The organism is Desulfococcus multivorans (assembly GCF_001854245.1).
Lineage (GTDB): Bacteria > Desulfobacterota > Desulfobacteria > Desulfobacterales > Desulfococcaceae > Desulfococcus > Desulfococcus multivorans.
In genome coordinates this window covers 4,344,632-4,364,913 of record NZ_CP015381.1, presented here as the reverse complement: position 1 = coordinate 4,364,913, position 20,282 = coordinate 4,344,632, and the positions used below count along the sequence as shown (strand labels likewise).

Sequence of the window (20,282 nt, the reverse complement as noted above, 5' to 3'; positions counted from 1 at the left end):
TGAATTCATTAGCCCGGTATTGTACTTTTGAAGCAAATACATTCAACGATCAAAAGGATTCGGCTATGAAACGGACGTATCAACCCAGCAAAATCAAACGTGCGAGAACCCATGGCTTTTTGAAGCGCATGTCCACCAAGGCGGGCAGAAACATCATCAAGCGGCGGCGAGCCAAGGGTCGAAAACGACTTTCCGCATAGGTTTGACGCGTGAGGCCGGTCGAATCGACGGACTATGCCGTCCGGCATCGATCGGTCCATGGGATACATCGACACGGTTGAAATTTTTATTCACCAAAGCCGACAGGATACGAAAGCGCTCTGAGTTCCTCCGGTTGTCGCGTTCGAGTCAGGCGCTTCACAGCCGGTATTTCGTCATCAGTTTCCGCCGGGGGAGTCAGGATCGAACGCGCCTTGGGATTACTGTAACGAAGAAGGTCGGTAACGCCGTTGTTCGCAACCGGATCAAACGGCTTTGTCGTGAGTTTTTTCGTTTAAACAAGCACAGGATAACAGGTTGTTGGGATATTAATATCATTGCGAAAAAGCAGGCGGCAGACCTGTCGACAAAAGATGTTTTTATATCTCTGAAACATATTTTTGACAGAATACCAAATGGTAGTCATAAAGCATAGTTTGCTGATACTCATACGGCTTTACCAATATATAATATCTCCTGTGTTGGCGCCATCCTGCCGGTTTTATCCCACCTGTTCCCATTATGCTTACGAGGCCATCTCGCGTCATGGTGTTTTCAAGGGAATCGCCCTGTCCGGTCGGCGCATCCTGCGGTGCCATCCCTTCCATCCCGGAGGAATCGATCCTGTCCCATAATCATAAGAGGCGCCTTGCGGCCTTTCCAACCTCCTTTTTTACATTGATACCCTGCGGGCCGTTGTTGCGAGTTTTCATGTCGGAGAACATGTTCGTTTTGACTTTGAGGAGAGGATAATGGAACAAGCTCGATTATTTGTAGCAATAGCACTTTCATTTCTTGTTATATTTGTTTGGCAGTTCTTTATGGTTGAACCGGATGCGCCACCGCCGGTCGAAACCGACAGCGTCGCCGAGGTTGCCGTACCGCCTGCCCCGAAGACGGATATTGCAAAGCCGGATATTGCGGCGACGGATTTTCCGACGCCTTCTGAAGAAACCCTGCCCGCCAGGGTGATCACCATTGATACGCCTCTCTATATTGCCAAGATTTCAGAAAGAGGGGCTGTTTTTGAGAGTATTGTTCTTAAAAAATATCGTGAGACCGCTCAAAAAGATTCTCCGATGAAGGCACTGATTCCCAAGGACGTTCCCGGCGGCACTGTTTATACCGGTTTTTCCGGGGGCGATTTTCCGAATCTCGATAATGCCGTTTTCACGGCATCCGTCGACGCCGATAATCTGTCGATTTCAAGCGTTTCCGAGGATATCGTTTTTTCGTATGCTTCCCCCGAAGGCATTGTGATGGAGAAACGCTTTCGTTTCTCGCCGGACACCTATCTCGTGGGCTTTGATCTTACGATGAAAAATATGTCCGCCCGGCCGGTGGAGGGCGCACTCTCGGTCGGACTTTCCGGCCAATCCTCCTCAAATGGGGCCACATACGGGTTCGAGGGGCCGAGCGCTCTAATCGACAACAGCCTTGAGCAGATCAAGATCAAATCGATCGAGGACAAAAACATCTATGATGGTAAGATCGGATGGGCGGCCATTGAAGGGCGCTATTTCTTCAGCGCCATCATTCCAAAAGCATCTGAATCGTCCCGGCTGCATCTGTCGGTGGCCCAGAACGACCTTCTCAGGAGTCAATATGTTCTGCCTGCGGTGACCCTTGAGCCCTCCACCGTGAAAACCTTTGCCTTTGATCTGTTTTTTGGCCCCAAAAGCCTGAAAATTCTCAGTCAATATCATAACGGATTGGATAAGCTTATCCATTTCGGCATGTTCGACATACTCGCCAAGCCCTGCCTTTGGCTCATGAACTATATCTACAGCGTTATACCGAATTATGGCGTCGCCATTATCATTCTGACGATCATCATCAAACTGATTCTCTGGCCCTTGGGGAACAAGAGTTATGCCTCCATGAACCAGATGAAAAAAATTCAACCGTTGATGGCCGAAATTCGGGAGAAACACAAAGATGATAAGAAGAAGATGAACGAAGAGTTGATGGGACTCTATCGCATTTATAAGGTCAATCCCATGGGCGGGTGTTTGCCCATGGTGCTTCAGATCCCGGTATTCTTTGCTCTCTATCGGATGCTTTACGAGGCGATCGAACTTCGTCATGCGCCTTTTGTGGGCTGGATTAACGATCTATCGGCACCCGATCGTCTGTTTCGGTTCGATTTTTCCATTCCGTTCATGGAGCCGCCTTACGGCGTTCCTGTTCTGACCATTATCATGGGCGCAACCATGCTGCTGCAGCAAAAAATGTCTCCGCCTCCTGGAGACCCGACTCAAGCCAAGATGATGATGCTGATGCCGGTGGTGTTTACATTTATCTTTATCAACTTTTCCTCCGGTCTTGTGCTGTACTGGTTGGTCAACAATATTCTCTCAATTGCCCAGCAGTATTATATTGGAAGGAAAAACGCCTAAATGATGGAGGTTATCACATATGTCGTCCTCTCTGGAATTCGAAGCGAAGGCTGTTGACAAGGCGTTGGAAAAAGCCTCGAAAGCCCTGAATATCCCGATAGAAAAGCTTCAATATAAGGTTATCTCCTATGGATCCTCCGGCATTTTTGGATTGGTCGGCGTCAAAAAGGCCAAAATCAGCGTCACCGTACCTGACCATGTCAAACTGAAAACTTCGCCGCCCCCTCCTGTCCATCCGGAACCTGAATCGCCGACGCGCAGGGCTGATGAGGAGATCGCCGCTGATGCGGGTGACGATAATCTGGAAGCCGTGAACGAACCGACCGTCAATCGAGTCGCTGCGCTCGTTGAAGAGGCTTTTGGCACTGAAAGTGACGCCGTCGATCTTGATTCGGATGCGATAATCGCGGGAAAAGATGCCCTCCGGCGCATTATCGACTTCATTACGACCGGAGCGGATATCAGCATCGAGACGAAGGCTGACCGCATCATGTTCAATATCGAAGGCGGAAACGCCGGGGTTCTTATCGGTAAACGGGGACAAACCCTCGAGGCCATCCAGTATCTCGTGGAAAAAATCGTCAATCGGCAGAGCGATAAGCGCATCCGTATTCAGGTCGACGTCGAGGGATACCTGAACGATCGCCGGGAAAACTTGAGAAATCTGGCTCGAAAGCTTTCCGAAAAAGCGAAAAGCACGGGCAAGCCTGCGACCATCGGTCAGATGAATGCTCACGATCGCCGGATTATTCATTTGACCCTGAAGAACGACCAAGGGGTCAGGACGCAAAGTATTGGTGACGGATTTTATCGAAAACTCGTTATTTTCCCCAAAAAACGTCGGAAAAAGCAAGCCTTATGAGATCGTTGTATCAATTCATCCTTTTGGGGTGTTTTGAGGCGTCCGAGAGATCATTATAGTGACCATTTCCACCATTGCCGCCATCGCAACCCCGATGGGTGTCGGCGGGATCGGAATCGTCCGGATTTCAGGGCCGGATGCACTCCAAATCGCCCAAACCGTCTTCCAGCCGTCTCATCTTCGACGCCGATCACCGACGCCGTTTATCCTGAAATCTCATCGACTTCATCACGGCCGCATCGTCGATCCCGATACAGGGCGGATCCTGGACGAGGTTCTTTTGGTATGGATGAAGGCCCCTCATTCCTATACGCGGGAGGATGTGGTCGAAATCCAGATGCATTCAGGGCCGGCGGTAGTTCGTGCCGTGCTTGGACTTGTCCTTCGACATGGAGCGGTTCCGGCGGAACCCGGCGAATTTACCCGTCGTGCTTTTTTGAGCGGCCGTATCGATTTGACTCAGGCCGAGGCGGTGATCGATATTATTTCCGCGCGCACGGATAGCGCTCTTCATATCGCTACGGCTCAACTGCAGGGAGCACTGCGACAACATATCGAATCGTTGCGAAAACTGATTCGCGGTGTCCTGGCGGAAACCGAGGCTGCCATCGATTTTCCAGACGACGTTGGCGGCGATATCGACGATGGATGGATTCTAAAACAACTGGAACAAGAGGCACTGTCTTCCCTCAGGTCCCTGGCGGCACGATATGACGCGGGACATATTTTGCGGGACGGGCTGAAGGTGGTCGTCGCCGGCAAACCAAATGTGGGCAAATCGAGCCTTATGAATTGTCTCCTGGATCAGGATCGTGCCATTGTGACGGACCTTCCCGGCACCACTCGGGATTTTATCGAGGAAAACCTGGTCGTCAGGGGCATTCCCATCCTCCTGACGGACACGGCGGGATTGCGTTCCACAGAGGATCTCATCGAGAAAATCGGTGTGGAACGAACCCTTTCCCGCATCGAAGGGGCGGATCTCGTCCTGTTTGTGACCGCCGCCGGAAGCCCCATAACGGACGAGGATACCGATCTCTTCGAAATTGTCCGCCATAAAGCCGTCATCTGGGTCTTGAACAAGTGCGACCTTGATCCGTTGGGCAACAATACTGTTTTCCCGGATTGCTGGCGCAGCATCCCTCGGGTCTCCATTTCGGCACGCTACAATCAGGGGATCGACACGTTGAAACAGAAAATCGAGGCACTTGCGCTTCAACCGTCGCTCGCCTATGAGAGCGCGATCATTCCCAATTTGAGGCAAAAACATGCCATTGACGCCGCAGTGGCCGCACTGATGGCCGCCGCTGAGGGCATTCGTTGCGGGATGCCTTTCGAGTTGGTTAACCTGGACATCCGATCCGCCTATGACCTTCTTGGAGAGATCCTTGGGGTCACGATCCGGGATGACATCCTGGATTACGTCTTTGAACGGTTCTGTGTCGGGAAATAATATGTTCCACGTGGAACATTTTTAAGTAAGCGATTTTTAAGAGGTGAAACATGACTATTGATTTTACGCCGTTTTTCGAAAAATACGAAGCGTTATTGAAAGCTGCCGACGAGGTTTTCGGCCGGGTTCGGGAAGAATATCCCCACTGTGTGAAGTGTGACGAGGGATGTTCCGATTGTTGCCACGCACTTTTTGATCTGACGCTGATTGAAGCGCTCTACATCAATCATCAATTCAATCGGACGTACCAGGGGCGCGATGACGAGAAAGCCGAGGTCGTGGAAAAGGCTAATAGAGCGGACCGTCAGGCTTACAGGATCAAAAAGGACGCCTACAAGGCTCTCGAATCCGGCATGACAGAGGAGGAAATTCTGGCAGACCTGGCGAAAAAGCGGGTGCGATGTCCGCTGCTCAACGCCCAGGACTTGTGCAGTCTCTACGACTACCGTCCCGTCACCTGTCGTTTTTATGGGATTCCGACGGCTATCGGCGGAAAGGGGCATACATGCGGCAAATCGGGGTTTGTCCCCGGCGAACCGTATCCGACCGTGAACCTGGACATTGTCCAACAACGATTGTATCAAATTTCTGAAGAACTCGTCAGCGTTTTGAAAACACGATATGTCAAAATGTCGGAGATGCTCGTGCCGCTGTCGATGGCATTGCTGACTGTCTATGATGACGAATACCTCGGTATCGACCATCCCGACAATGAAAAAGCGGATGCCCCAAACAAGGAGGGGGACGCCAATGAATAACGATTCCAAAGATGAGGCGGAGATCCGGAAACGGGCCGTGTTCGAGGGTATGTCATCCCGACGCCGGCAGCACATTCTTGACAGGGTGGGGTACGAAAAGTGGGATCCATTTCAGGAGCCTAAGGATCCCATCGATATACGGCGTGATCAGAGTAAGCGGACTACCCACATGCTGGTGCGTGAATTCCTCCAGTCGCGTACATTCGACGGCTACAGCAACTCATATGGCAGCGGCGTTCTGGAGTTGTGCCTGGGGCTTATAAATGATGATGAACGGTACAGGGGAATGTTCGAGTTTTCTTGCTGGTACCGAGACCTGCTCGAAAAAGAGAAAGCCGAAAAATCCAATCAGACCGAATGAGGCTGCCTGATAATCAACGGCTTCCAATCGTCCCTCCTGTTCCCTGCCTATTTCTTTTTCGGTCAAATAAAATAAAGCCGGCAATCGTCAACGGATTGCCGGCATCCAAGCGGTTGATATCAGCGAATTGCCCGGCATATGTCTTCGAAAAGCCGCCAGGCTACCTTCAGGGGGGCGTCGTCCAGACTGAGCACCGGTACAATCTCCATGAGGCTGTTGGATAACAGGACGATGTCCATCTCAAAAAGGTCTTGTGGAATGAACGTTGCCGTTGAAACGGTAAATCCATCCCGTGAGAGGATGTTTTCGACCTTTCGAACCATGATGCCGGGCAGGGCGTGCGCGGAACGCGGAAGCCAAGCTTGTCGATTCTTGACGAGGATAATGTTGGCGGTATCGGTCTCGGATACCGTTCCGTCGGGATTCAGGATCAGGGCTTCGTCGCCCCCCCTTGCCTTAGCCCACTGGCCGGCCATGCGATAGTAAAGATAGTTAAGGGTTTTGTAATCCGCCAATGGCGTTTGCCGCGGGTGGGGGTAGGTGACCAGACGGAGACCGCCGGGATCTCGTCCGGCGAGCCGGTGTGTATAAGATCTGGCCGTCACCATCAGGGTGTGGTCAAAGGGCGGCTCTGTCCGGCTTCCCAGCAATGCAAGTATCTTCACGGCGGCAACCTGGTTGCCGAGATGGTTCTTGTCGATGACTTGTCGGATAATGACGTCCCAGCTCAAATCGGGGGGGGCATCGCCGGGGAAAAGGTGATGCCACGCCCCGTTGAAACGTGCGATATGCGCTGATAGATATCGGGGCCTGCCCGTGTCCACCCGAATCGTTTCGAAAAAACCGTGTCCGAACTGAACGCCCGGATGGGTGGCCGGAATTATCGCTTGACTGAGCGGGTAAAGACGACCGTTGATCCAGGCCCATGGGCCGGAAGCGCGCTTTCCTGTTTTCCCGGTCCGAAAGACGGACAAGAGGGTCTCTCCCTTGTGAAGTGTCTCTTCAAATTCGTCCGATGGATCGGAATCGTAGACTACGCCACCCCCAACTGAAAACAGGATTCTGTCATTCTGAATAGTGGCCGTCCGAATGGCGATGGACAGGTCCATGGTATCATGAAAGCTGATGTATCCAATAGCGCCGGTGTAAATATGTCGGGAAGAGGGCTCGAATTCGTCGATAATCTCCATGGCGCGGATCTTTGGGCAACCCGTGATGGAGCCTCCCGGGAATACGGCTTTGATCAAGTCGACGGATCCATTGCCCGTTTCGAGGGTTCCTGTTATTTTCGATACCAGGTGGCAGACGTTCCGATAGGTTTCAATGCGCTTATGTTCGGAGACCTGGATCGACCCAGGCGAGCAGACCTTCCCGATGTCGTTGCGCATCAGGTCCACGATCATGGACAGCTCTGCATCATCCTTGGGACTGTCCAACAGGGCCCGGCGAAGGACGTCGTCTTCGGAGGGGGTTTTGCCCCGTGGCCGTGTGCCTTTAATGGGTCGGGTCTCCACGGCGCGCCCTTCCTGAAGAATGAACCGCTCGGGCGATGTAGAGACGATGTGGTAGTCTCCGGCGTTGATATAGGCGAAAAACGGAGCGGGATTCATCCGGTAAAGTGTGCGGAAGAGGGCGAAAGGATCCCCCTCGAAGTTCATGCCAAATCTTTGGGACATGTTGACCTGGTAGACGTCACCGGAAGCGATATAGGCCTGGATGCGCCGAATGGCGCTCATATAGGCGGATCGGGAAAAATTGGCGGCAAACCCGTCGACATCTCCCCGGAAAGAGCTCTCCTCGGGCGCTGGGCCGGAGGCCATTTTCGAGAACCAATCCAGATCCCCCGTAATGCGAGAGCCGTCGTCTGATTGGCGTTCCGGGAGGAAGAGGCGGGTCTGTCGGCGGACTTTGTCGTGGAGGATGAGTATGGAAGGGACGGTCAGGTAAAGATGGGGCAGGCAGAGATCGTCGATGGCGGTTCGCGGCAGATCTTCAACGGCATCCTTGAGGTCGTAGGCAAGGTACCCTAAAAAACCTGCTGAAATGGGCGAGATGGGCAGGGGCGTTGCCAGATTGAAATGGTTGAGAAAATGGCGCAGGGTCTCCAACAGATTCCCGTGGATGATGGTTTCGTTTTGGGCCGTTTGAACCCGACACGTTGTTCCTCGTCCCCGGAGACTTATCCACGGACGAATTCCCAGTATATGATGACGAGCGCAGTCGAGTTTCCCCCCGCTCATCAGCGCGACCGTTCCCGGTATAGCGGTGAATCTGCCGGCGAAGGCCAGAAAATCCTCATTGAGTGTGATGGGTATCTCGCGGACGCCGGTTATCGTGTCGAATCTGTTGATAGTCTCTTTCATGAACGCATCCGTTCTGGAGTTCCGCAGTTGACGAGAGGTTTCATATTGATAAAGTTGTCGATTAATCTGAAGCCGTGTTCCGTAAGGAAGCTTTCCGGATGGAACTGGACGCCGTGAAGTGGAAATTCCGGATGAGAGATTCCCATGATGACGCCGTCCGTGCTGTGGGCTGATTCCCTGAGCGATGACGCAAGAGAGCGGCGGACGGCAAGAGAGTGGTAGCGCGCTGCCCTGAATGGTGATGGAATGGATTGAAATATGCCTTGGTGATCATGGTGGATGTGGCTGGTCTTGCCGTGCATGGGGAATGGGGCCCGAACAGTCGTGCCGCCGAAGACCTCGTTGATGCACTGCATGCCCAGACAGACGCCCAGAATCGGGACGCGTCTGTAAAATGCTCTGATGAGAGACATCGATATCCCGGCATGCGTCGGATTCCTGGGTCCGGGGCTTATGAGGATATAGTCCGGATTTGACAGTTCGGCCTCATGGATAGTGATTTGATCGCTCCGGGCAACGTGGATGGCCAGAGGATAGTGCCGAAACATTTGGACCAGGTTGTAGGTAAACGAATCATAATTGTCGATGACAAGCAATCGGGTCATCCATACCTCCCAGCAGAGGCGGTACCCGACCGGCGCGATGTGGTCCGCCCCAAAAAGAAAAGCCACCCCTTGAGTCTGGGTGGCTTAGCCTGTTGCATAACTCATCACGTTTGACGGCGGAAGCCTTTGGTCCTTGCCGGCGTTCGGCCCCATTCCGTTACCACTTGAAGTGGAATTCGAGTGGGTGCCGCTGTTGACCCTGGAGGCATAACCGCATCTTTTTAGGGCGAGATTAGCGAAAAACCGGCTTCGGGTCAAGAAAAACTCTCAACCTTCGATTTTCATGTTTTAGTCAGGTGCAAAGAACGCTAAGGAACTTTTCGGTATTCATGGATCGATGCCATAACCACGTATTACCTCCACGAACATCGAAAGTTGAAGAAAACTCATTTCCCGCGGTATTGCCGCCACCGAATCAGACATCAGCATTGACTTGCGCAGAAAGGTTATTGTACCCTCAAGTGCCTGAACACACGCGGCGCCAATCGATCCGGAAGTCATCATTGAATACAATCGCATCCTGCTGTCTTGTTTCGAGGACGGCGACTTTGGGGGGAGGTCCCATGCCCTGTCGAAAACATCTCTGTGTCGGTGCGGCCGGCTGCGGCCGGTGCGGCAGACCGATCAAATTCATCGGGTGTGCATTGGCGTTGCTTTCAACGGTTATTTTGGCCTGTGTACCGCCTGATATGGCGCCGGTGCATCGGGTGCCGGCCGAAACGCCGGCAGGACTCACACCCGCTTCGGCCTTTTTCAGGTCGCCTGAACAAACCGCCTTCTCCATATCTCCCGATGGGACCTGTGTCGCGTGGTTGGCGCCCTGGAAAGGCCGCTTGAATCTTCATGTAAAGACCGTATTTCCCGACGACCGAAATTCGATCTCGACGATCGGTACGGTAGACGCCGACCAGCACGGAAGAGAGGGACAACCCATAACAGCGATGTTAAAATGGGATATTCATGATTATGTCTGGGCCAACGACGAAGAAATCGTTTTTTTGGCGGATGTGGGGGGGGACGGAAATTATCGTTTGTTTCTCATCCCACGGACCGGGGGTGTAATTCGGGATATAACGCCTTTCCCGGGCGTAAACGTTGAGATCATCGACGTCATGCCCCAACGACCCGCCGAAATGCTTATCGGGATGAATCAGCGGGATCCCAACCTGATGGATGTCTACCGAGTGACGCTCAGTACGGGTCAGATGCTTAAAATTGCCGACAACCCGGGCAACATCGTCCAGTGGGCGGCAGATCATGATGGAAATCTCCGTGCTGCCGTTCAGACCGACGGTCTCAGGACCGTTCTTTTGTACCGTGATCTGGAAACGGAGGCGTTTCGGCCGGTGCTCTTCGGCGGCGGTGATACCCGGATTCGCCTTCACGGATTTACCTTTGATAACCGGTACCTGCTGCTCGTGTCGGCCGTGGACAGAGACAAAGCGACCCTGTTGAAGTTCGACCCGAAAACCGGAAAAGAGGCTCAGGAACTCTACCGCCACCCTGAAGTCGATGTGCTGGCCCCTCTTGTCTGCCGTTATCAGCGTCGAATCGAGGGGGCGATCTATGTCACCGACCGAATCCACTACGCTTTTTTCGACGACAGGCGAAAGTCGCTTCAAGCCGCTCTCGACCGTCATTTTCCCGGGCTTCAGGCCGCTATCGCGGATCGAAGCCGGAATGGGCGTCGTTGCCTCGTCTGGGTGACGGGAGATCGGCACCCCGGTGCTTATTACGTTTTTGATGCGGCAGACGATCGTCTGGAAAAACTGGCTGATCTTCGGCCGTGGCTCAATCCCGAAAGGTTGGCTGAGATGACGCACGTTGCGTTTACTGCTCGAGACGGCCGGCGGATTCCCGGATACATTACCTGGCCGCCGGAAAAGGCGCGCAGGAAGTTGCCCGTGGTGGTGATGCCTCATGGAGATCCCTGGGAACGGGTGGTCTGGGGTTTTCATCCGGAGGTCCAATTTCTCGCCAGCCGAGGATACGCTGTTTTTCAACCGAACTTCAGGGGGTCTTCGGGATACGGACGTGGGTTTGAAAGGGCGGGGTATCGGGAGTGGGGAATCGGAGTCATGCAAAACGACATTACCGACGGCGTGGCCTGGCTTGTCTCGGAAGGGATTGCCGATCCGGCACGGATCGCTATTTATGGTGTCTCCTATGGCGGATACGCGGCAATGGCCGGGCTGGCTTTTACGCCGAGTCTTTATGCAGTCGGGGTCAGTCATGCCGGACCTGTCAATCTCTTCTCCCTGATTGGGTCTATTCCGAGTTATCGAAAAATTGAGTTGGAGAATGTTTACACAAAGGTTGGTGATCCCAGGAAGGAATTTCAGCGGCTGATTTCCGCCTCTCCCTATTTTCATGTCGATCGGATTCGTGCACCGCTACTGATCGCCCAGGGCGCCATCGACCCTCGCGTTAAAAAAACCGAAATTGATGAATTTGTCAGACGGTTGCGTCGTCGCGGGCGCCATGTCCCTTACATGGTGAAGGCCAACGAAGCGCACGTCTTCGAGGCGCAGTCAAATCGGCTGGATTTTTATCGCGCTTTGGAAGCCTTTTTGGCGCGGTATCTTGGCGGCCGTTCCTCAACTTCGAATGCCGTTCTCGACCCCTTGGGATAGAACGTCTGGTCTGATCTGCGGCGAGATGCGTTTGGGAAAAGCTTTTTGGGGTTGCCCTCTGAAAGGCTTCTCATTCACAATCCGCCAACGAACCATAATAATGGGTGATCTGTGCGACGTGCTGTTCGGATCCGCATGGGTTTCCAGCAGGTGGACTTGACGGGAGATCGCCGGGATCAAGATGTTGAAAGAATTTCAAAAAGGAGAAAAGGATGAAGTGCAACAAAGAGAAAAACCTTGAAAACTGCACATGTACTTACACCGGCTGTCCAAAGCAGGGGATATGCTGCGAGTGCATCCGCTATCATCTGAAAAGCCGCCAACTTCCAGGTTGTTGCTTCCCTAAAGATGCCGAGAAAACCTATGATCGATCCTTCGAACATTTTGCCCGTCTGGTCGCTCAGAAAAAAGTATAACAAGCTGTTTTTGAAGGAAATGATTGGCGCATGAATTCTTCCCCGACCGGTGTCGGCCTGAAGACCCTTATTCTCACGGAGAAGCCTTCCGTGGCTCGAGACTTTGCTCGTGCACTGGGCATTCGTGGGAAGCATGAAGGCTATTTGGAGGATTCTCGGTTCATTGTCACCTGGGCTGTCGGACATCTAATGGAACTGGCCTCGCCCGAGGATTACGATTCCCGATGGAAGCCATGGCGTCTGGATACCCTGCCCATTATCCCCGACGTGTTTCGATACAAGCCTCTTCCCAAGACGCGAAAACAGTTGAAAATTATTCAACGTCTTCTGGGCTCATCAGCCGTGGGGCGGGTGATCATTGCGACGGATGCGGGCCGAGAAGGAGAAGTGATCGCCCGGACTATCCTGATGGCGGTCGGTTTTTCGGCCTGGGAACGAATTCTGCGATTCTGGACGAGCCAGGCCCTCACCCCTGAGATAGTCCGGGCGGGCCTGACGAAATTGCGGCCTGCCGAGGATTTTAACCGTTTGTGGAAAGCCGGTCAAACCCGTCAGATTGCCGACTGGGTGGTGGGGATGAGCTGTTCGCGGGCTGCGACGTTGATATCCCGGTCCAATATGTCCATACCGAGGAGCGCCAAAGGGAAACCTGAAGACGATGTTTTCAGTGTAGGCAGGGTGCAGACAGCCGTCCTGGCGCTCATCGTAGACCGGAAGCGGAATAGGGAAAACTTCGTGGCCGAACCCTTTTGGACTCTCAGAGCGTGCTTCGCAAACGCCAAAGGAGAATGGTGGGGCGTCTGGTGCAAAGACGGTCTTCGACGCATGACAGCCGAAAGGGATGCCGAAAGACTGGCGGAAAAAATAACGGAACGGACAGGTCGAGTGGCATCCGTCACGGTTCGAAACAAGCGGCAACCACCACCGCTGCTTTATGCGTTGACGGATCTTCAGCAGGAGGCCAACCGGCGATTTGGGTTGTCGGCGAAAGGTACGCTGCAGGTGGCCCAGAATCTTTATGAGCGAAAAAAATGTCTCTCCTATCCCAGAACCGATGCAAAGGTGATGGGATCGGGGAATGTGGATCTGGCACGAATTCTGGTTAAAACCCTGTCGCAGGTTTATCCGGACCGGTTTGACGGCCTGGATGAAACACGGCTTCAGGTGTCCAACCGACGCGTGTTCAACGACGAAAAACTGACCGACCACCATGCGCTTATCCCCCTGGCCCCCCTCCCGGAAGGCGCTACCGATGATGAAAAAAAAGTGTATGAACTCGTTCTGAAACGCTTTGCAGCCGCATTTCATCCGGATTATCAATTCGAACAAACCGATGTTGTCACGGTGGTGGCGGACGAAGTCTTTGAGACGAGAGGCCGGCGAACCCTCCAACTTGGCTGGAAGCGGCTATACGCCGAAGACGATGCCGGGCCGTATTCCAGCAAAGTGGGAGAAGACGAAGCGATATCGGAAAATCTGCCTGCCCTGGAACCGGGAGATCCGGCAAAGGTCAAGTCGGCTGTCGTTCAGCGGCGGATGACTGAACCGCCGCCGGAATACAGCGAAGCGTTGCTCCTCAAGGATATGAGCCGTCCGGAGCGATATGTGACCGACGGCGTGCTCAAAAAAATTTTTCGGAGAGAGGTAGGACTGGGAACGCAATCCACCCGAGCACAGATTATTGAAACCCTTTTGCTGCGGGCGTATGTGGTGCGGCGGAAAAAGTATCTGTTGGCAACGGAAAAAGGGTGTTATCTGATCGATACGCTCCGCCGGTTTCAGACGGCAAGGATACTGGCTTCTCCAGAGGAAACCGCCCGCTGGGAGGAGCGCCTGGATCGAATTGCCCGGGGTGATGGATCGGACGAAACCTTCCTGAACGAAATCAAAAAAATGGTGACGCAAATGATCGATGAATTCAAAGCCGGTTCCAAAAGTCTGGGGCCGTGTCCGGCGTGCGGAGGAGAGGTCATCCTCGGCAAGCGGGATTATGGATGCGCCAACTGGCGCAAGGCCGACGGTGGGTGCCGCTTCGTTGTCGCCAGCGAGATCGCCGGCCTGCGAATATCACCTGCGATTCTTTCCGCGCTGCTGTCAAATCGGCATGTCGGCCCTCTGTCGGGATTTGTATCAGACCTGGGGGAGCCGTTCAGCGGCACGCTGCGGTTGACCCGGGACAACGGTGTGTGGTGTGTCCATCTTGAACCCGGCGAGACACCCACGCTCAAGGCGTCTACTGATATGATCGGGAAATGCCCCCAATGCGGGGGCGACATCGTCGATAATTCAAAATCATACGGGTGTTGCAACTGGCGGGAAGCGGACGGGGGCTGCCGTTTCGTGATCTGGAAAGAGATGGCGCAGAAGCCCATCACGCCGCAATTGGCTGGAGAACTGCTTCTGAAAGGGAGGACCGGTCTTCTGGATCATTTTGTATCCAGGAAGGGCAAATTCTTTTCCGCCGCCCTGAAGCTGGTTCAGGAAGGATCGTGTTGGGATGTCCGGTTTGATTTCGGCGAGATCGCTCCGGATGGAACGCCTTCAAAAGTGATTGGCAAATGCCCGGCTTGCGGCGGTAACGTGGTTGAAGGACCGAGAGCCTATGGGTGTGATCAATGGCGGGAAGCGGACGGCGGCTGCAATTTTGTCGTATGGCGGACGATCGCCCAGAAGGAAATCCTTCCTGCGGTGGCCGCGCAACTTTTAGAAAAGGGGGAGACGGACCTTCTGTCCGGCTTCATCTCCAGAAAGGGATCGTCATTTTCAGCACGACTGCGTCTCAGCACCGATGGTCCGCCGCCGCCCAGGGTCGTGTTCGATTTTTCAGATGCTTCCGGCACGTGATGTCAGGTGTCGGAAAGGAACCCTATCCGGCGCGTCTCCATCTCGGCGTCAAACCCTTCATCGTGGGGCGGACCGTCGGAAACGCCATTGCTTTTCAAAGGGGAAGAAGCGCCGGCCGGGGACGAATACTCCGTAATTCAACTTTCGACTTTCATGATGGTAACCGGAAAGAGGTGCCGGGAGGATACGACCTGCGCCCCTTCAGCGGTGAGTTTTAGTGCCGCTTAAGCGCCGCGGAGGATCAGCGGCCTGGACTGTTTGAGCGCAAGCGAGTTTCCGGGCCGCCCGGAGCAAGCTTTAGCGGCACTTGAACGAAATCGCGCGGGGCGCGGGTCGTATCCTCCCGGCACCGGCCTATGAAAGTCGAAAGTTGAGTCCGAAAATTGTCTTATCGCTCAAGGTTATGTCGGAAAGGTCGCATTGAAGGTTCGCATCAAAAGACTGGATATCTTCGCGTGAACGGGCGATACGACATCGTCTTCCAGGGTCTCATTTGACGATCTGTAGACGATTCGAATAGAAATGCTTTTTTTCCCTTCCGGAATATTTTCCCCATCGTATACGTCGAACAGAAAGGCTTCTTCCACTAGAGGTTCCTGTGCCTCAGTCACGGTCGTAACGATGGCGCCGGCTTCAACAGCACTGTCGACAATAAGTGTGATGTCGCGGTCGGTCGATGGAAATTTCGGAATGGGTTGGGCCTGTTTGGCGTCCGAAACAAAAGGCCGCAGCAGTTCGAGTTGAAGTTCAAAAATGAATGCGGTCTGTTTCAGGTCGTATTGCTTGACAACGTCCGGATGCAGCTCACCCATAATTCCCACCCTGGTAGCGCCGGCCGTGATAATGGCGGAATGGCCTGTCCGGGTGTAATCGCATGCCGAATCCGAGGCCGCACTGAACCGCAAATCGGAAATGCCCAGGTCCGCCGCCAACGCCTCGACAACACCCTTGAGATCATAAAAATCACAAGCGCTTTCCCGGGCGAACCAGGAAATCGGTTGTCGGGTTCCGGTCCACACTCCCGCAACCATCTCGACCTCATCAGGAAGTCGATCCTGACCGTTGCTCAAGAAGGTCATTCCCACCTCGAACAGTTTCAGGTTCCGGTTTTGCTGTGCAAAGTTTCTGGCTACAGTGGTCAGAAGTCCGGGGAGCAGCGAGGTTCTCATGACCGACTGGTCTTCCGTCAACGGATTGAGGATGTGGAGCATTCGCCGTTGGGAGGCATTTGGTTTCAGTCGGAGCTTGTCGACGGCGGCCTCGTCAATGAAGCTGTAATTGATGGTTTCCGCGAAGCCGTAGCCAGCCAGCAGGTCTTTGATCCGGTTTCGCAGGACGATATGGGGGTCAAACCGCACCCCTTGGGAGGGAAGGCGGGGAAAGGTGACCGGAATCCTGTTGTATCCCCAGAGCCTGGCGATCTCCTCCATGAGATCTTCCGGCCGGAAGACATCCACACGGAATGGCGGCGGTATCACCGTTAAAAGATCTTCGGTTTCATGCGTTACGCCGAACTCGATGGCCTGCAGCATTTCGGAAACGGCGTCCCGGGTCAATATGATGCCGAGATGCCGGTTGACCGCTTGGATTGACAGCGTTATAGGTGAGTTTTCCACCCGAATGGGCCGTTCATCGATGACGCCTTCCACAAGACGTCCGCCACCGGTTTCGAGCATCAGCTGGGCCGCTCGGTTCAGCGCGAACAGCGTGCCTTCGGGATCGACGCCGCGTTCGAAGCGGTGAGAGGCATCGGTGGCCAGCCCCAGTGTCTTTGCTGTTTTTCGGATGCTGACAGGATCGAAATAGGCGCTTTCAATGAGGACTCGCGTGGTACTGCCTTCGATTTCCGAGTTCAATCCTCCCATGACACCGGCAACGGCCACCGGTCCCTCACCATCACAAATCATGAGCATTTCCGCGGTGAGAGAACGCTCCTTGCCGTCCAACGTCGTGAATTTCTCGCCTGCTTTGGCGGTACGGACAACGATACGATGGCCGGCCAGGTGATCGAAATCGAAGGCATGGAGCGGCTGCCCGGTTTCCATCATTACAAAATTGGTGACATCGACGATATTGTTGATGGGACGGAGTCCGACCGACAGCAGTCGATCCTGCAGCCAGAATGGGGACGGTTTGACATGGATGCCTTCGATGAGCCGGGCGGCATATCGAGGGCAATGTTCCGGGTCCTCGATTGTCACAGAGGTCCGTTCGCGAATATTGTCGTCACCGCGCGGCAGCCGGATTTCGGGTCGTACAATTTTCCTGTTCTGGAAAAATCCGATTTCCCGGGCGACGCCCATGATACTCAAACAGTCAGGCCGGTTCGGCGTCAGATCGATTTCGATGGTGGCATCCGACAGGTTCAATGCCTGGGGCAAGGGCGTCCCTGTGGTCAGAGCGACATCTGTGATGACCATGATGCCGTCGCCGTCGGTCCCCAGTTCGAGCTCTGCTTCGCTGCAAAGCATCCCGTCGGACGATTCCCCTCGAATGACGCCTTTTTCGACGCGTTTGCCGTTGGGGAAGACGGTCCCCGGCAGCGCCAGAGGAGAGAGCATGCCTGGGGCGACATTTGGGGCGCCACAAACCACGCGGACGGTCCGATCTCCCACGTCAACGTGACAGAGTTTGAGCTTGTCCGCATTGGGATGGGGCTCCACCGAAACAACGCGGCCAATCCGAACGCTATTCAGCCAGGCGTAGCGATCCTCCACCGAGTCGACCTCGAGGCCGACCATGGTCAGACGTTCGGTCAATTCCGTCACCGCCATGTCGACGGGAATGTACTCTTTTAACCAACTCAGGCTGACTTTCATCTTAAAACTGCCTCAAAAATCTGAAATCGTTATCGAAAAACTTTCGGAGGTCGTCGATGCCGTATTTAAGCATAGCGATGCGCTCAACGCCCATGCCAAAGGCGAAGCCGCTATAACGACGGGTGTCGTACCCCACGTTTTCAAAAACGGCGGGATGGACCATCCCCGACCCGAGGACCTCCAGCCAACCGGTTTGAGAACAGACCCGACAGCCTTTTCCCCGACACATCACGCAGAGGATATCTACCTCGGCGGAGGGTTCGGTAAAAGGGAAAAAGCTCGGGCGAAATCTGAGGGCGGTTTTGGCGTCGAACATCTGATGGACAAAGGCCGTCAGCGTGCCTTTCAAGTCTCCGAAGCTGACGTTTTCATCCACCAGGAGCCCTTCGACCTGACTGAACATGGGCGTATGGGTCAGATCGGAATCACATCGATAGACCTTGCCCGGGGAGATGATGCGGACCGGAGGCTTCTGTTTCTCCATGGTCCGGACTTGCATAGGGGAGGTCTGCGTCCTCAATACGATGGCATCCGAGACATAAAAAGTGTCCTGCATATCTCGCGCCGGATGGTTCTTAGGGATGTTGAGGGCCTCGAAATTATAGTAATCCGATTCCACCTCTGGTCCCTCGGCGATGTTGAACCCCATTCGCGTGAAGATGTCGCAGATGTCACGGGTGATTTGTGTCAGGGGATGAAGGAACCCCCGGGGCGGTGTCCGGCCCGGTAGGGACACGTCAATCCGCTCATCCGTCCCGCGAGCGTCGGATGCCAGCTTCCCAAGGGCATCCTTGAAAGCGGCATCCAACTCGTTTTTGACTTCGTTGGCACGTTTACCGGCGAACGGGCGTTCTGCTGCGGGAAGATTGGAAATGTTTCTGAGGTAACGGGTAATGATACCCTTTCGGCCCAGGTACCGAACGGAGATGGATTTGACGCCGTCGGGATCCAAGGCGTCCTGCAGTTCAGCCAGGGCTTCGGCCTTGATGTTTTCGATGTTCTTTTCCACGGATACTCCCATTGGATCGCCGGTCGTTCAAAGGCCTTTCAGGCGAAGAACGTCTCCGGCGCGATTGATCATCCATCGGCGGTTTTTTGCGATCCCTGATCCGTTCTGGATGGGGTTGGACCCCGCCCTGACGTGATTCAGTGCTGGGTGGCCGCCAGGCTGACGATCTGGGAGAAGGCCGCCGGATCGGAGACAGCCAACTCGGCGAGCACCTTCCGATCCAGATCAATCTCAGCCAATTTGAGACCGTGGATAAATTTGCTGTAGCTAACGTTGTTCATGCGGGCTCCGGCGTTGATGCGGGTGATCCACAGCTGCCGGAAATCGCGCTTTCGGGCTTTCCGATCGCGGTAGGCATAGTTCAGCGCCTTGTCCACGGAGTCTGCTGCCGTTCTGAACAGTTTGCTGCGTCCGCCTCGGAATCCTTTGGCCAGTTTTAAAACCTTGTTTCGGCGTCTTCTTGCCTTAAATCCCCGTTTGATTCTCATTGTACTATTCTCCTGTCATCGTTTTACGCGTTTTTTGATATCGTCAATCCCGTCAGGCTATCCATTTGGCAACAGCAGCCGCAGCTCCCTTTCATTCGATTTGTCGATGATCTGGCTGAGCCTGAGGCTTCTCTTGCGTTTCCGGGTCTTCTTGGTCAGAATGTGGCTCGCATGGGATTTTCTGAAAACAAATTTTCCCGTACCTGTTTTCTTGAAACGCTTGGCCGCCGCGCGATTGGTTTTTATTTTCGGCATTTTCGTATCCTTTCAACCGTATTTGATTCATGAAAAAAGGGAGATACCTCCCTGATTTCATTGTTGGCCACCTAAAATAATAGATGGCGTGAGCCATCATGATCAATGTGCACACGCCACCATAAAACGTCAAAACCGCCGTTTGGCGATATCAGCTTGATCGGTCCGAGGGAAAGTGTTGTATGAACGTCCTGTTATTTCGGGGACAAGATCATCACCATGGTGCGCCCTTCAAATTTCGGGTACTGTTCCACGATGGCGAGTTCCTCAAGTTCGTCGGCAATTCGCTTCAAAAGTTCGCGTCCTTGATCGGAAAGCGTGATCTCACGCCCCCGGAACATGACCGTCACCTTGACCTTGTCCTTCCGCTCGATGAACTTTCGGATATGGCCCAACTTGACATTCAGATCGTGGTCGCCGGTTTTGGGGCGAACCTTGATTTCTTTGACCTGAAATGTACTCTGTTTTTTCTTGGCCTCCTGAAGCTTTTTGGTCTGTTCATACTTATAGCGCCCGTAATCCATAATCTTGCAGACAGGAGGGCTGGCATTGGGAGAAACCTCCACCAGGTCAAGTCCGAAATCGTTGGCGGTGGCCAGCGCTTTGTGGGTTGGAACGATGCCGATCTGATTGCCGTCCGGATCGATAACCCGCACCTCTTTTGCCCTGATCTGGCGATTGATGTTCACCCCGTCTGTTTGTCTTGGCCTAGCTATTCTACACCTCCTCCACAGCTATTGTTGGTTGTCCTGCCCGGGAGATCAGATTCCGATCTTAAACCTGAAATCCCATTCTGCGCTTACATGATATAAATTCAGT

At 53.8% G+C, this 20,282-nt stretch carries 18 protein-coding genes; 11 read left to right on the top strand and 7 right to left on the bottom strand.

Annotated elements, in window-relative coordinates; translation table 11 throughout:
* Nucleotides 1-65: 65 nt before the first annotated feature.
* The 8 genes from rpmH (at nt 66) to dmul_RS19125 (ending at nt 6,031) form a co-directional block, all read left to right on the top strand.
* A complete protein-coding gene (gene rpmH, locus dmul_RS19155; RefSeq protein WP_020878358.1) occupies nt 66-200 on the top strand; it encodes a 50S ribosomal protein L34 in 135 nt (44 codons plus the stop codon).
* 2 nt (nt 201-202) lie between these two features.
* The gene (rnpA, locus tag dmul_RS19925) at nt 203-634 is read left to right on the top strand and encodes a ribonuclease P protein component (protein WP_335582839.1); all 432 of its coding nucleotides are present in this window, start codon (nt 203-205) and stop codon (nt 632-634) included.
* A complete protein-coding gene (gene yidD / locus dmul_RS19920; RefSeq protein WP_211276018.1) occupies nt 615-833 on the top strand; it encodes a membrane protein insertion efficiency factor YidD in 219 nt (72 codons plus the stop codon). Before rnpA ends, yidD begins: the two co-directional genes overlap by 20 nt.
* 117 nt (nt 834-950) lie before the next feature.
* Entirely contained in the window at nt 951-2,597 is a 1,647-nt protein-coding gene (gene yidC, locus dmul_RS19145) for a membrane protein insertase YidC (protein WP_020878359.1), read from the top strand.
* 19 nt (nt 2,598-2,616) lie between these two features.
* Nucleotides 2,617-3,459: an RNA-binding cell elongation regulator Jag/EloR gene (gene jag / locus dmul_RS19140; protein WP_020878360.1), complete on the top strand. Its 843-nt coding sequence runs from the start codon at nt 2,617-2,619 to the stop codon at nt 3,457-3,459.
* 58 nt (nt 3,460-3,517) lie between these two features.
* Nucleotides 3,518-4,912, top strand: a complete 1,395-nt coding sequence (mnmE, locus tag dmul_RS19135) for a tRNA uridine-5-carboxymethylaminomethyl(34) synthesis GTPase MnmE (protein ID WP_020878361.1) — start codon at nt 3,518-3,520, stop codon at nt 4,910-4,912.
* 50 nt (nt 4,913-4,962) lie between these two features.
* Nucleotides 4,963-5,670 carry a YkgJ family cysteine cluster protein gene (locus dmul_RS19130; protein ID WP_020878362.1) on the top strand — a complete coding sequence of 236 codons (708 nt, stop codon included), beginning with the start codon at nt 4,963-4,965 and terminating at the stop codon, nt 5,668-5,670.
* On the top strand, nt 5,663-6,031 hold the full coding sequence (locus tag dmul_RS19125) for a hypothetical protein (protein ID WP_020878363.1): 369 nt from the start codon (nt 5,663-5,665) through the stop codon (nt 6,029-6,031). Before dmul_RS19130 ends, dmul_RS19125 begins: the two co-directional genes overlap by 8 nt.
* A gap of 119 nt (nt 6,032-6,150) precedes the next feature.
* On the opposite strand, the gene pabB is transcribed toward dmul_RS19125, so the two are convergent.
* Together pabB and dmul_RS19115 are read right to left on the bottom strand one after the other, a co-directional pair.
* Complete coding sequence (gene pabB / locus dmul_RS19120; RefSeq protein ID WP_020878364.1) at nt 6,151-8,394, bottom strand: aminodeoxychorismate synthase component I; 2,244 nt, start codon at nt 8,392-8,394, stop codon at nt 6,151-6,153.
* The gene (locus tag dmul_RS19115) at nt 8,391-8,999 is read right to left on the bottom strand and encodes an anthranilate synthase component II (protein WP_020878365.1); all 609 of its coding nucleotides are present in this window, start codon (nt 8,997-8,999) and stop codon (nt 8,391-8,393) included. The genes pabB and dmul_RS19115 overlap by 4 nt, the downstream gene beginning before the upstream one ends.
* A 563-nt stretch (nt 9,000-9,562) precedes the next feature.
* Between dmul_RS19115 and dmul_RS19110 the strand changes: the two genes are divergently transcribed.
* The 3 genes from dmul_RS19110 (at nt 9,563) to topB (ending at nt 14,892) form a co-directional block, all read left to right on the top strand.
* Complete coding sequence (locus tag dmul_RS19110) at nt 9,563-11,632, top strand: S9 family peptidase (protein ID WP_020878366.1); 2,070 nt, start codon at nt 9,563-9,565, stop codon at nt 11,630-11,632.
* Nucleotides 11,633-11,844: 212 nt separating this feature from the next.
* Nucleotides 11,845-12,048 carry a DUF6485 family protein gene (locus dmul_RS19105; RefSeq protein WP_020878367.1) on the top strand — a complete coding sequence of 68 codons (204 nt, stop codon included), beginning with the start codon at nt 11,845-11,847 and terminating at the stop codon, nt 12,046-12,048.
* A gap of 30 nt (nt 12,049-12,078) precedes the next feature.
* Nucleotides 12,079-14,892 carry a DNA topoisomerase III gene (topB, locus tag dmul_RS19100; RefSeq protein ID WP_020878368.1) on the top strand — a complete coding sequence of 938 codons (2,814 nt, stop codon included), beginning with the start codon at nt 12,079-12,081 and terminating at the stop codon, nt 14,890-14,892.
* A gap of 401 nt (nt 14,893-15,293) precedes the next feature.
* On the opposite strand, the gene pheT is transcribed toward topB, so the two are convergent.
* The 5 genes from pheT to infC all read right to left on the bottom strand — a co-directional run bounded on the left by pheT (nt 15,294) and on the right by infC (nt 20,152).
* A complete protein-coding gene (gene pheT / locus dmul_RS19090; protein WP_020875358.1) occupies nt 15,294-17,711 on the bottom strand; it encodes a phenylalanine--tRNA ligase subunit beta in 2,418 nt (805 codons plus the stop codon).
* 1 nt (nt 17,712) lies between these two features.
* Entirely contained in the window at nt 17,713-18,720 is a 1,008-nt protein-coding gene (gene pheS, locus dmul_RS19085) for a phenylalanine--tRNA ligase subunit alpha (RefSeq protein WP_020875359.1), read from the bottom strand.
* A gap of 137 nt (nt 18,721-18,857) precedes the next feature.
* Nucleotides 18,858-19,208: a 50S ribosomal protein L20 gene (gene rplT / locus dmul_RS19080; RefSeq protein WP_020875360.1), complete on the bottom strand. Its 351-nt coding sequence runs from the start codon at nt 19,206-19,208 to the stop codon at nt 18,858-18,860.
* A gap of 57 nt (nt 19,209-19,265) precedes the next feature.
* The gene (rpmI, locus tag dmul_RS19075) at nt 19,266-19,463 is read right to left on the bottom strand and encodes a 50S ribosomal protein L35 (RefSeq protein WP_020875361.1); all 198 of its coding nucleotides are present in this window, start codon (nt 19,461-19,463) and stop codon (nt 19,266-19,268) included.
* A 194-nt stretch (nt 19,464-19,657) separates the two neighbouring features.
* Entirely contained in the window at nt 19,658-20,152 is a 495-nt protein-coding gene (gene infC / locus dmul_RS19070; RefSeq protein ID WP_327078315.1) for a translation initiation factor IF-3, read from the bottom strand.
* Nucleotides 20,153-20,282 lie beyond the last annotated feature (130 nt).